The sequence below is a fragment of the Rubrivirga sp. genome (assembly GCF_965213695.1).
In the GTDB taxonomy this organism is placed as follows: Bacteria; Bacteroidota; Rhodothermia; order Rhodothermales; family Rubricoccaceae; genus Rubrivirga.
Window position 1 is genome coordinate 2938126 of record NZ_OZ243912.1, and the last position, 12577, is coordinate 2950702.

At 73.0% G+C, this 12577-nt stretch carries 12 protein-coding genes; 2 read left to right on the forward strand and 10 right to left on the reverse strand.

Features of this window, described 5'->3' with window-relative positions; translation table 11 throughout:
* Positions 1–88: 88 nt before the first annotated feature.
* The 5 genes from ACOOHE_RS13100 to ACOOHE_RS13120 form a co-directional block, all read right to left on the reverse strand.
* Positions 89–469 (reverse strand): clan AA aspartic protease, encoded by a 381-nt coding sequence (locus tag ACOOHE_RS13100; protein WP_420454531.1) that lies wholly within the window; start codon positions 467–469, stop codon positions 89–91.
* Positions 466–723, reverse strand: a complete 258-nt coding sequence (locus tag ACOOHE_RS13105; RefSeq protein WP_420454532.1) for a hypothetical protein — start codon at positions 721–723, stop codon at positions 466–468. Before ACOOHE_RS13105 ends, ACOOHE_RS13100 begins: the two co-directional genes overlap by 4 nt.
* 46 nt (positions 724–769) lie before the next feature.
* On the reverse strand, positions 770–3586 hold the full coding sequence (gene leuS / locus ACOOHE_RS13110) for a leucine--tRNA ligase (protein WP_420454533.1): 2817 nt from the start codon (positions 3584–3586) through the stop codon (positions 770–772).
* Positions 3587–3937: 351 nt separating this feature from the next.
* On the reverse strand, positions 3938–4717 hold the full coding sequence (locus tag ACOOHE_RS13115; RefSeq protein ID WP_420454534.1) for a phosphatase PAP2 family protein: 780 nt from the start codon (positions 4715–4717) through the stop codon (positions 3938–3940).
* Entirely contained in the window at positions 4717–5313 is a 597-nt protein-coding gene (locus ACOOHE_RS13120; RefSeq protein WP_420454535.1) for a hypothetical protein, read from the reverse strand. The genes ACOOHE_RS13115 and ACOOHE_RS13120 overlap by 1 nt, the downstream gene beginning before the upstream one ends.
* Positions 5314–5355: 42 nt before the next feature.
* On the opposite strand from ACOOHE_RS13120, the gene ACOOHE_RS13125 reads away from it, so the two are divergent.
* Positions 5356–5778, forward strand: coding sequence for a CoA-binding protein (locus ACOOHE_RS13125; protein WP_420454536.1), 423 nt, complete (start codon positions 5356–5358; stop codon positions 5776–5778).
* A gap of 24 nt (positions 5779–5802) precedes the next feature.
* On the opposite strand, the gene ACOOHE_RS13130 is transcribed toward ACOOHE_RS13125, so the two are convergent.
* Positions 5803–6354 carry a hypothetical protein gene (locus tag ACOOHE_RS13130; protein WP_420454537.1) on the reverse strand — a complete coding sequence of 184 codons (552 nt, stop codon included), beginning with the start codon at positions 6352–6354 and terminating at the stop codon, positions 5803–5805.
* Positions 6355–6489: 135 nt separating this feature from the next.
* On the opposite strand from ACOOHE_RS13130, the gene ACOOHE_RS13135 reads away from it, so the two are divergent.
* Positions 6490–8223 carry a sulfatase-like hydrolase/transferase gene (locus tag ACOOHE_RS13135; protein WP_420454538.1) on the forward strand — a complete coding sequence of 578 codons (1734 nt, stop codon included), beginning with the start codon at positions 6490–6492 and terminating at the stop codon, positions 8221–8223.
* On the opposite strand, the gene ACOOHE_RS13140 is transcribed toward ACOOHE_RS13135, so the two are convergent.
* From ACOOHE_RS13140 to tyrS, 4 genes are all read right to left on the reverse strand, one after another.
* Positions 8224–8886 (reverse strand): HD domain-containing protein, encoded by a 663-nt coding sequence (locus tag ACOOHE_RS13140; RefSeq protein WP_420454539.1) that lies wholly within the window; start codon positions 8884–8886, stop codon positions 8224–8226.
* Entirely contained in the window at positions 8883–10604 is a 1722-nt protein-coding gene (bshC, locus tag ACOOHE_RS13145) for a bacillithiol biosynthesis cysteine-adding enzyme BshC (RefSeq protein ID WP_420454540.1), read from the reverse strand. Before bshC ends, ACOOHE_RS13140 begins: the two co-directional genes overlap by 4 nt.
* A gap of 20 nt (positions 10605–10624) precedes the next feature.
* Positions 10625–11209 carry a bifunctional nuclease domain-containing protein gene (locus ACOOHE_RS13150; protein WP_420454541.1) on the reverse strand — a complete coding sequence of 195 codons (585 nt, stop codon included), beginning with the start codon at positions 11207–11209 and terminating at the stop codon, positions 10625–10627.
* A 95-nt stretch (positions 11210–11304) separates the two neighbouring features.
* Positions 11305–12567, reverse strand: a complete 1263-nt coding sequence (tyrS, locus tag ACOOHE_RS13155) for a tyrosine--tRNA ligase (protein ID WP_420454542.1) — start codon at positions 12565–12567, stop codon at positions 11305–11307.
* Positions 12568–12577 lie beyond the last annotated feature (10 nt).

The following is a 12577-nucleotide window of genomic DNA, read 5'->3' on the forward strand; positions in this document are numbered from 1 at the left end:
CGGGTCCATGGTCGGAGTCTACGTCCTCCCCATTACGCCACGACGACATCGACGAGCCGGCCGGGCGCAACGTGCGCGTGCGGACGTGCTACGCATCGCCGTCGGGAAGGGGGCGGAGAGTGACGGCGCCTCCTTCGGTCACGTCGATTCTCAGGTTGCTGCCACGGAGCAACCGCATCCCGATCAGCGGGTCCGTATCGGCTTCATCGACCGCAACGGCCCGCCAGCCTTCGTGCCATCTCACCTCGGCGTCGTACACGTCAATGTCAATCACGGTGCCGTCGGCGAGGGCCGCGCGGCCGGACCTGACCCACTCGAGGCCGAGGCTCCGAACGACGTGGGCGGGCAACGAGAGCCACCCGGAGAAGCCGGTGTCGATCACCGCCTCCACCAACTCGGCGCCAGCGGGCCCTCGGACCTGGACCGCGATCACGGCGTCGAGGGTGGGCTCGACGAACCCCTCGATCATCGGGGATGCCGGCGGCCGTACCGCCGGACGGCGCCCGCGCCGACACGCCGGAACCAAACCTGAGCGCGGGGCCGGCGGCGTTTGAGCCGGGCCGCCGCCTCCAGCTCGTCGGCGCCGATCTCGAAGTCCTCCGAGTCCACGTCGATCATGACGAACCGACCCTCGTCGCTCACGCCCAGCGTGGGGGCGACGCGGGAGCGGTAGATCCGGTCGCCACGGCGGGCGAGCTCGTCGGTCGACAATGTTCGCGGCATGACCAAGGGGCGAGACGGGTCCAACGTACGACGCCGACCCGTCCGTTCACGCCACAACGAAGTTGACCAAGCGGCCGGGCACGGCGATCTCCTTGCGGACGGTCCCCTCGTCGAGGTACCGGGCCACGTTGGGCTCGGTCCGGGCCACCGCGAGCATGGCGTCCCGGCCCGCGTCGGCGTCGACCAAGACCGTCCCGCGGAGCTTGCCGTTGACCTGGACGGCGATCTCGACCGAGTCCTCCCGAAGCCGCTCGGGGTCGGCCTCGGGCCACGGCTCGAAGGCGAGCGTGTCGTCGTGGCCGAGCGTCGCCCACAGCTCCTCGGCGAGGTGCGGGGCGAACGGCGACAGCAGCAGCGTGAACGCCTCGGCGGTTTGGTGGGGGATGTGGCCCCACTTGGTCGCCGCGTTGACGAACTCCATCAGCGCCGCGATGGCCGTGTTGAACCGCAAGCCCTCGATGTCGTCGCCCACCTTCTGGATGGTCGCGTGGAGCACGCGCTGCTGCTCGCGCGTCGGCTCGGCCTCCATCACGGTCGCCGCGCGGCGGCCCGTGTCCGGGTCGATGACGAGCCGGTAGGCCCGGGCGAGGAACCGGTGGACGCCGTCGACCGAGCGCGTATTCCACGGCTTGGCCTGCTCGAGCGGGCCCATAAACATCTCGTAGAGCCGGAGCGAGTCGGCCCCGTACTCGGCCACGATGTCGTCGGGGTTGACCACGTTGCCGCGGCTCTTCGACATCTTGTGGGCCCGGCTCGACACGCGGACGTCGGGGTGGGCCGCCAGCACGAACCCGTCGCCGCCCTTCTGGACGTCGCCTTCGGGCACCGTGACGGCCACCAGGAGCGCCCCGTCGCGGTCGTCCTGGTGCGTCGCCGGCCCGTCGTCCTCGTCGGGCGCGAACATCTCGACGGCGTGCTCGGCCGAGACCCACCCGAACGGTTGGCCGTCCTTGCCCACGCGGCGGAAGGCCGTGTACTCGACCTCGCCCAGGATCATGCCCTGGTTGACGAGCTTCTGGAACGGCTCGTCGGTGGACACCAAGCCGGCGTCGAACAGCACCTTGTGCCAGAACCGGGCGTAGAGCAAGTGGAGCACGGCGTGCTCGGCCCCGCCGACGTACAGGTCGACGGGCATCCAGTACCGCTCCTTCTCGGGATCGACGAACGCCTCCGAGTTGTCCGGGTCGAGGTAGCGGAGGTAGTACCAGCACGAGCCGGCCCACTGCGGCATCGTGTTCGTCTCGCGGCGCGCGGGCCGGCCGGTCTCGGGGTCGGTCGTTGCCAGCCAGTCCGTCGCCGAGGCGAGCGGGCTCTCGCCGTTGCCGGCCGGCCGGTAGTCCTCGACCTCGGGGAGCGTCACGGGGAGCGCGCTCTTGGGGAGCGGCCGGGGCACCACGTCGCCGTCGTCGTCGGTCGTGTGGACGACGGGGATCGGCTCGCCCCAGTAACGCTGGCGGCTGAACAGCCAGTCGCGGAGCTTGTAGTTGACCCGCTCGCGCCCGACCCCGTTCGACTCGAGCCAGGCGATGATCTCGGCTTGCGCCGCGGGCACCGCCAGGCCGTCGAGCGCGACGCCCCGGTCGGCGATGTCGGCGACGGGCCCGCCCGAGGCGTCCGAGTTCATGACCGTGCCGTCGACGCCGGTGTAGACCTCGGTCCAGCTCCGCGCGTCGTCGTTGTAGCGGCCGAACAAGAGGTCGTCCTCCGTCTCGGTCGGTGTGTCGGGCCCGGCGTGGGCGGCGAGCCAGGCGGCCGGCGGGCGGATGACCGGGCGGATCGGGAGGCCGTGCGCCTGGGCGAACTCGAAGTCGCGCGCGTCGTGGGCCGGCACGGCCATGATGGCGCCGGTCCCGTAGCCCGCCAGCACGTAGTCGGCGATCCAAATCGGCACCTTCTCGCCCGACGCTGGGTTGACGGCGTGGGCGCCGGTGAACACGCCGGTCTTGGCCTTCTGCTCCTGGCGGTCGCGCTCCGTCTTGCGCGCCGCCTGGGCGACGTACTCGCGGACGGCCTCGGCCTGGTCCGGCTGGGTGATCTCGGCCACCAACGGGTGCTCGGGCGAGAGCACCATGTAGGTGGCCCCGAAGAGCGTGTCCGGCCGCGTCGTGAACACGCGGACGTGGAGCGCGGGGTACCCGAACACGCCGAAGTCGACCTCGGCCCCGACGCTCCGGCCGATCCAGTTCCGCTGCATCGCCTTGACGGACTCGGGCCAGTCGAGACTGTCGAGCCCGTCGAGCAGGCGGTCGGCGTACTCGGTGATCTTGAGCATCCACTGCCGCATCGGGACCTGGACGACGGGGTACCCGCCGATCTCGCTCTTCCCGTCGACGACCTCCTCGTTCGACAGGACCGCGCCGAGCTCGGGGCACCAGTTGACCGGGGCGAACGCCTCGTACGCCAGGCCGCGCTCGTAGAGCGTCAGGAAGATCCACTGGGTCCACTTGACGTAGTCCGGGTCCGTCGTGTCGATCTCGCGCGACCAGTCGTAGCTGAACCCGAGCCGCCGGAGCTGGCGCCGGAAGGTCTCCTCGTTGCGGGCCGTCGTCACGCGCGGGTGGATCCCCTCGCGGAGCGCCGCCTGCTCGGCGGGGAGCCCGAAGGCGTCCCAGCCCATCGGGTGGAGCACGTTGTAGCCCTGCATCCGCCGGGCGCGGGCCACGATGTCCGTCGCCGTGTAGCCCTCGGGGTGGCCCACGTGGAGCCCGGTGCCCGACGGGTACGGGAACATGTCGAGCGCGTAGAACCCGGGCTTGGAGGCGTCGAAGCCGGGGTCGCCGGGGCCGGGCTGGCGGAACGTCTGGCGCTCGTCCCAGAACGCTTGCCACTTGGTCTCGATGTCGTCGTGGGGGTATCCGGCCATGCCTGGGGAGCGGTCGTCGCGAAGGGGCCGGAAGCTACCGTCGGGCTCCGGTGGAGATCCCCGACCTCGCGGTCGCCATCAAGGGAGCGCATGCCTAGCCCCAGACCCCCCGCTTTCCGGCCGGTCGCTCCGCTCCCAGGCTCGGAAAGCTGTCCCCCTTGAAGGGGGACAGTCTGAGCGCCCGCTGAGCGAAGCGAGGGGCGCTCGGACGGGGGGTTTGGGCCGGAGATCAGTAGCGTGCGCTCGTCCTGCCGTCTCCATCGGGGCGAGTGCGCGTGGCTCTATGGACCCCCTGCTTCCCGGCAGGCCGCGGTCGCCATCGAGGGGGAACGCACGTGGAACCGCGAACCCCTACCGCCCCGCCGTCTCCATCGGCGTCCCGTGCGGCTGGGGCTCGGCGTCGGGCGGCCGGGCGGCGTCCTCGCGCACCTCGGCCCCGCTCCGGTACCGCGTCTCGACGACGTCGATCACCAACAGACACGCGACCAGCCACGCGGCGCCCGAGAGCCACCCCGCCAGCACGTCGCTGAGGTAGTGGACGTTGAGGTACACCCGCGACAGCCCGACGGCCAGGACCACAACCGGGCCGAGCACGGCCGCCAGCACGCGCGCCCACCGCCGCTCGGTGAGGCGCCAGACGAGGTACACCATCATCCCGTAAAACACGGTCGACGCGAAGGCGTGGCCGCTGGGGAAGCTGTAGCCGGTCGCCTCGATAATCTGCTCGGTCGGCCGCGCGCGCTGGAACAGCGCCTTCAGCCCGACCACGACGAGCCCGCCCAGGCCCGACGCGGCTACCACCCGGAGCGCGGCCCAATACCGCCGCGTCACGACGAGCCCGAGCGCGACCGCGACCACGAAGCCGATGAGCGTCGCGTTGTTGCCGAACCAGGTGACGGCCCGGCCCAGATCGGGGTTGCCCCCGAACGTGTCGTACACCCAGCCATGCGCGACGGCGTCGAACCGGACGACGTCGCCGGTCTCGGTGACCGCGTCGACCAGCTCGAGGAACCCCCACAGCGCGACCACGACGGCGACGAACGCGACCGTGAACCCGAGCCCGTACGGCACGCCCCGGGCCAGGCGACGACGAAGAAAGCGGAGCGCTGGGTGGTCGGAGGAGGGGCCCATCAGAACAGGAGGACGAGGAGCGCGACGAGGCCGCCCGCGATCACGACGCCGTTGAGGGCCACGAACCCGAGCAGCGCCAGCGCGAACGGCAGGCTCGCCAGCCGCACGAACCGGAGCGCGCCGACGGCCCGGAGCCATCCGCCCTTGGTGAGGAGCGCCAGCCCTCGCGCGGCCCACAGCGACTTGACGAGCCGGGCGATCCGGCTCCCCTTTTCGGCTGCACCGCCCGCCCGCCCGGTCGCCGCGAGGGCCGCCTGGCGGAGTTGCCCCGGCAGGCTGGCGAGGTCGGCCAGGGTCCAGCCGGCGACGGCGACGGCCGCGGCTGGGACGAGCAGGAGCGCTCCCAGCCCGACCAGCACCGGCGTCGCGAGCGCCGTGGCGCTGGCGACGGCGGCCACGATCAGGCCCGCGGCGACGGCGCTGGCGAGCGCGAGCCGGTACGCCAACCGGACGAGGGCGTCGACGCCGGGCAAGAGCCGGCCGAGCCGCGCGAGCGCCCCGGGTGGCGCGTCGGCGAGCGCCAGGGTCTCGGAGTCGAGCACCAGCTCGGGGCTGGCGGGGAGGGCCGGGCGCGTCTGGACGGGGGAGGAATCCACGGCGAGCGGGGGTCGTTAGGAACGTCCTACGCCACGATGCCCATGCTGAGTTCGCCCGATGTCTCCGCCGTCCTCCGCAGCGCCCGCACGATCGCCGTCGTCGGCTGCTCGCCGCGCGGCTTCCAGACGAGCCACCGGATCGCCCGCTACATCCAGGACGCCGGCTTCGCGATGATCCCGGTCAACCCGAACCACGACGAGATCCTGGGCGAGACGGCCTACCCCACCCTCGACGCGGTCCCCGACGACGTCCAGATCGACGTCGTCGACGTGTTCCGCCGGCCCGAGTTCACGGCCGACGTCGTCCGCGACGCCGCGCGCCGGTCGGAGCGGACGGGCGACCGGCCGACCATCTGGACCCAGATCGGCGTCCACTCTGCCGAGGCCGAGCAGCTCGCCCAGGAGGCCGGCCTGCCCTACGTCGCCGACCGTTGCCTCATGGTCGACCACGCCGCGCTGCGCTGATCGGCGGCGGGGCGTGCGCCGCCGCTACTCGACCGGCGGGCGCCACTCGATGGTGCTCGCCCGTGGGACGCCCTCTCGGTCGGGCTCGTACGTCACCCGCACCGTCGTCGGGAGCGCCCCGTCCAGCTCGTACGTCGCGACGCGGTCGGCCTCCGACACCGCCCGGCCGAGCGTCTCTTCGAGGGCCGTGCGCGTCTCCCCCACCGCCAGCCCGTCGGCCGTCCCGTACGCGCCGGACGTCACGGTGAGCCGTTGCACGAGCGCTGGGCCGCCGGTGACGTCGTAGATCTCGAGGGCCAAGCCGTCGTAGGCCCACGTCCGAACGGTGTCGACCTGGCCGGCCACGTGTCGGTTCGCGACCGGCTCCGCCCGCTGACCCCGCGGTGGCCGGAGGGACTCGACGAGGGCGGCTGCGTCGCTGCTGGCCGCCAGGATCCGGTCGAGCCGGACGCCGGGGCGCACGTCCCGGGCCGGGGCGTCGAAGCGCACCGCGGCCTCGGTCGGCGGGGCGTCCGCGGGCGGCGGGTCGCCGCAGCCGACCAGGATGACGAGGCAGGCGAGGGCAGCGCGGAGCACGAGACCGGAGGGGGACCGCTTCGATACGGACACGGCCTGTCGCAGGTCCCGAGCCCCCGGCCGACCGGCCACGCCCGCCGGGCCGTCCTGGCCCCGCGCGCTCTACATTGACGCGCGACGCGCCCCCACCGCCTGATGCCCGACCGCCGCCAATTTCTGACCTCGTTGGGAGGGACCGTCCTCGGCTCCGCGTTGGGCCTGGCCCCCTCGAGCGCCGACGCGGCGCCCCACCGCGGGGCTCCTCCCAACGTCCTCTTCTTCTCGATCGACGACATCAACGACTGGATCGGCGTCTACGGGGGGCACCCCCAGGCCTACACGCCCAACCTCGACCGGCTCGCCCAGCGGTCGACGATGTTCACGCGGGCGTACTGCTCGGTCCCGCTCTGCCACCCGTCGCGGATCGCCACGATGACGGGGATGCGGCCGCACAGTTCCGGCGTGTACACGGCCCAGATCGGGTGGCAAGACCAGATCCCCACCGCCGTCCACCTCGCCGACCACTTCCGGTCGCACGGGTACGAGACGCTCGCCGGCGGGAAGGTGTACCACCACACGGACAAGTTCGGGCCGCCCGGCGAGACCTGGCTCTGGGACCACCAGCTGTTCCCGCCGCGCCTGGTCCACAACCCGAACCTCGACGGGTCGCTCAACGGGCTCCCCGCCATCCGCGGGTTCGACTGGGGGACGCCCGACGCGCCCGAGGAGGAGTACGGCGACCACAAGGTGGTCGACTGGTGCCTCGACAAGCTGGCCCAGCCGCGGACGCGGCCGTTCTTCTTCGCCGCCGGCCTGTTCAAGCCGCACCTCCCGTGGTACGCGCCCCGGCGGTTCTTCGACCTCTTCCCGCCTCAGGACGTGGTCCTCCCCGAGGTGATCGAGGACGACTTGGTCGACGTCCCGCGGATCGGCTGGCGGATGGTCGAGCGCTACACCCGGACCGAGCACGTCTCGACGTACGGGATCTGGGACGACGCCGTCGCGGCCTACCTCGCGACCATCGCCTACGCCGACGACCAGGCCGGCCGCCTGCTCGACGGGCTCGCGGCGAGCCCCCACGCCGACAACACGATCGTGGTGGTGTGGAGCGACCACGGGTTCCACCTCGGTGAGAAGCTCCACTGGGAGAAGAACGCGCTCTGGGAGGAGGCCACGCGGATCCCCCTGTTCGTCCACGTCCCGGAGGCGCTGGCCCTCCCCGGCTCCGGGACCGGCGGCCAAGTCTCCGGGCGCACCGTCGAGCTCGTCGACCTGTTCCCGACTCTGACCGACCTCTGCGGGCTCCCGACGCCGGAGCAGTGCGACGGGCAGTCGCTGGCGCCGCTGCTCGCCAACCCCGACGCCCCCTGGGACCGGCCGGCGCTCTCGACCTGGATGTACCAGAACCACTCGCTCCGGACCGAGCGGTACCGCTACATCCGCTACCGCGACGGGACCGAGGAGCTCTACGACCACGAGGTCGACCCGCTCGAGTGGACGAACGTGGCCGGCCACCCCGACTACGCCGACGTCCGGGCCGAGCTCGAGGCCCAGCTCCCCGCCCACGACGTGGCCGTCGCCCTCGACCCGGACGTGGACCCCGAGACGGGCGAGACCCTCGGCCTCCGGAGCTACCCCAACCCGACGGCCGGGCCGGCCACCGTCGAGTTCGTCCTCCGGGAGCCGACGGAGGTCACCGTCACCGTGTTCACCGTCCACGGCCGCCGGGTCCGCCAGCTCGCCGACGGGCGGCCCTTCGCAGCGGGGCTCCGGACGGTCGAGTGGGACGGGACCGACGACGCCGGCGCGACGCTCCCCGGCGGCCTCTACCTCTGCGTCGTCCGGACGCCCGCGACGAGGGAGACCCGGCGGATCGTGCTCCTCCCCTAGCTACCCGATCCCGGCGGCGGCCACGAACCGGGCGACCTCAACTCGGAGCCGCTCGCGCATCGGGACCAGGCGCGGGTCGTCGGCCGACCGGCTCTCGTCGAGGACGGCCTCGAAAAACCACCGCTGATCGACCGCCCCGGCCGAGAGCCCGCGGCGGCCCGGCGCCGACGTGAAGATGTCGATCCCGGTCTCCAGGCTCGACGCCATCGAGTAGGCGTTGTGGAGCTTGTCGGCGAGCGAGACCGCGACGGCCTCGACCGGCCCCGCCGCCAGCGCCGCGAGGTACGCCTCCTTCCGGACGCGCCACGGCAGCCACGCCCCGTCGGCGTCCCGCTTGGGTTCGCTGACGGCCTCGACGATCCGGGTGACCGTCTCGCCGACGAGCGCCACCAACGTCGCCCGCGCCAGCGTGTCGCCGTGGCGGTTGGCGTCTTCGAGCGCGTCGTGGAGGAAGGCCGCCGCGACGGCGTCGTCGCCCCAGCCGGCCCGCTGGACGGTGAGCGCGACGGTCGTCACGTGGGCCATCGCCGGGACGCGCGACGGCGTGCCGCCGGGGTCCTGAACGCACGGGTCGCTCCACCGGCCCTTCCGGTACGTCCCGTCGTGCCACTCGGCCGCGACCTCGATGGCCCGCTCGACGAGCGGCGAGAACAGCTCGGTCATGGGCGGACGACGTGGTGGACCGTCGCGTCGAGCGGGACCGCGTCGACGATCTCTGCGAGCGCGCCGAGCCCGTGCCGCGCGACGACGCCGAGCGGGCCGAGCGCGCGCTCCTGCAACGCGCCGTCGGGCCACAGTGCCGCCTGCGCCCGCGCCAGCCGCGCGCGGACGATCTCGTGGGTCCGCTTCTCCGCCCGAATGGTTTTGGTGGCGAGCACGTCGAGCGCTTTCTCAACCGCCCGCCGCGTGGACCCGACGGTCGAGGTCAACGTCGCATCCGCCTCCGACACAACGGGCCCGAGCGCGTCGACGGCGCCGAGCGCGGCGTCGGTGGCCTGGGCGAACGCGGCTTCGAGATCGGTGTCGGACGCCTCCAGTGCGAGGCGGCGCCACAGCGCGTGCAACCGCTGCTGCGGGTCCACGGCGCCGGCGCCGAGATCGGGCACCGACAGGCCGTAGCGGTCGAGCACCTTGGCCACGCCCGGCTCGACGACGGTCAGGCTCAAGCGCGGTTCGATGACGGGCATCGGCACGCCGAACCGCTCGTAGACCGGGCCGAGTTGGGCGAAGTACGCCGCCTCGCCGGGGCCCGCGACGTACGCCGCCGTTGGCAGCAACGTGTCCTGGACGAGCGGCCGCAACACGACGTTCGGGCTGATCGAGACGGGGTCGGCGTCGATCCGTGCCCGCAGGTCGTCGGTCGAGATCGGCTCGCCCGTGCCGCGCCGGACGAAGCCGCCGCCGTCGTCCGGGTCGAGCGGGGTCCGGGCCCCCTCCCCCATCACGAACAGGTTGACGGGCGTGGGCCCGATCTGGGCGTGGAACCCGGCGTCAACGAGCGCCCGGCTCCGCTCCTCCAACGACGCCAGCGTCTCGGGCCACGCCCGCGCCTCGCGCTCGAAGACGGGCGCCGCGAGCCGCTTGAGCCGCGCGTCGTCGGCCGACATCAGGACGATGTCGGGGACGAGCGCGCGCAAGAGGTGGGCGAAGGCGTCGCGCATCGTCCGGCCGGGGACGTAGGCGTCGCGAGCCAAGCGCAAGGCGTCGGCGCGGCCGGGCCCGTCGGGGAGCGCGGCCTCCAGCTCGGCGAGCGCCCGCTCGGTGGCCGCCGCATCGAGGACGATCCGGCCGACGGGCCCGCGGTCGGCGTCGGGCGGGCGTCCGTCGTCGTAGGTGCAATAGCGGACGTGCTCGCCGTCGACGAACGCCGCCCGGCGGATCTCGGCGACGTCGTGGTCCTCGTCGGCCAGCCAGAACACGGGGACGGCCGGGCAGCCGGCCTCGTCCGCCAGCCGCGCCGCCAGGCGGACGGCCGTCTGCGCTTTGTAGACCGTGTAGAGCGGGCCGGCGAACAGCCCGAGTTGCTGGCCCGTGACGACGGCCACGGCGTCGGGCCGGCGGAGCGTCTCGACGAGCGCCAGCACGTCGTCGCTCGCGCCCCACGTCCGGTTCTGCTCGGCGAGCACGTCGGCGACGGCGTCGCGCGTGCCCCGGGCGGTCGCGGCTTGGGCGGCGACGCAAGCGGCTCGGGCGCGGTCGGCCGGGTCGTGGGGCGACCATCGGTAAAACGCGAGCGCCGCCGGCTCGGCCCCGACGTAGGCCCGGAACAGCGCGGACCCGCCCAGCACCGCGTGCGGAATCGTCTCGACGGCGGGACCCGGGAGGAGCGAGGGCTGAGGCGTGGCGAGGGCTCCCCCCGTCACCCCGGACGCATCACTCATCACCCGTGGCCCCTCACCCGCTAGTTCCCCTCGCGCATCCGCGCGATCTCGTCGCGCAGCCGGGCCGCCGCCTCGTAGTCCTCGTCGGCGATGGCCTTTTCGAGCTGGTTCTCCATTCGGTCGAGCCGTGACATGGCCGAGGACGCCGCGCTCTCGAACTCCGGCTCGGCGTCGGACTCGACCGGCTCGCCCTCGTCGTCGGCCGGGATGCCGGCCTCGTCGAGCACGCCCGAGGCCACGAACAGGTCGGCGTCGGTGCGGACGGCGAGGGCCACGGCGTCCGAGGGGCGGGCGTCGAGCGTGGCCTCCTCGCCGTCGTGGACGTAGCGGATCTTGGCGAAGAACGTCCCCTCGCGGAGGTCGTCGATGACGACGTCGGTCACGTCGGCGCCGAGCGTGTCGAAGAGCGACCGGAGCAGGTCGTGGGTCATCGGGCGCGGCGGCTGGATCTTCTCCAGTTCCAACGCGATGGCCTGGGCCTCGAACGCCCCGATGATGATGGGGAGCCGCCGGTTGCCGCCGACCTCGCCGAGCACCAGGGCGTAGGCGCCCCCGGACGAGGGGCTCGTCGAGAGCCCGATGATGTCGACCTGGATGTAGTCCATGGAGAGTCAGTAGATCGGTCCGGTAAGGCGCGCAAGATACGGTCCGCCGCCCGCGCTCATCCCCGAACCGGGCACGGCGCGCGCGGTTCGGCGCACTACACCAGGCGGACCAGGGCCACCGACTTTTTGCCCTTCCGCAGCACCACGACGGCCCCGTCGACGGCGTCGGCCCGGGTCAGCGTCTGCCCGAGATCTTGGACGCGCGCGTCGCCCACGCGGACGCCGCCGCCGGTGACGGCCCGCTTGGCCTCGCCCCGCGACGACACCAGCCCGGCCTCGACCAGCAGGTCGACCACGCCCACGCCGTCGCCTTCAAAGCGGGACGCCGGGACCTCGACCGACGGGGCCTCCTCGAACACCTCGGCCAGCGCCGCCGAGCTCAGCTCCGAGAGGTCGCCGCCGAACAGCGCCCGCCCGGCCCGCTCGGCCGCCTCGGTCGCCGCCTCGCCGTGGACGAGGGTCGTGACCTCGCGCGCCAGCGCCCGCTGGGCTTGGCGCGCGCCGGGCCGCTCGGCCATCGCCGCCTCCAGCGCCTCGATCTCGTCGCGGCCGAGCCAGGTGAAGAACTTGAGGTAGGCGACCACGTCGCGGTCGTCGGTGTTCAGCCAGAACTGGTAGAACCGGTACGGCGACGTCCGCTCGGGGTCGAGCCAGACGGTCCCGGCCTCGGTCTTGCCGAACTTGGTCCCGGCGGCGTTCGTCACGAGCGGCATCACGAGCCCGTGCGCCTTGCCGCCCGCGCTCCGCCGGATGAGCTCCGTGCCGGCCGTGATGTTGCCCCACTGGTCGCTCCCGCCGAGTTGGACCGTGGCCCCTTCGGTCTGGTAAAGCCGGAGGAAGTCGTACGCCTGGAGCAGCATGTAGCTGAACTCGGTGAACGACAGCCCGCTCTCGACCCGGCTCCGGACCGACTCCTTGGCCGTCATGTAGCCGACCGTGAAGTGCTTGCCGACGTCGCGCAGGAAGTCCGTCAGCGGGATGCTTGTCAGCCAGTCGGCGTTGTTGGCCATCCGGGCGGCGTGCGGGCCGTCGAAGTCGAGGAACCGCTCGAGCTGGCGCCGGATGCCGGCCGCGTTGGCGTCGACCTGCTCGCGCGTGAGCAGCGACCGCTCGTTCGCCTTGCCCGACGGGTCGCCGATGAGCCCGGTCCCGCCGCCGACGAGGGCGATGGGCGTGTGGCCGTGTCGCTGCCACCGCGCCAGCCCCATCACCGGCACGAGCGAGCCGACGTGCAAGCTGTCGGCCGTCGGGTCGAACCCGCAGTAGGCCACGCGCGAGCCCTCGGCGAGGTGGTCGTCGAGGTCGGGCGTGTGGTCGTAGAGGACGCCGCGCCAGCGGAGGTCGTCGAGCAAGGTCATGGCAGGGTTC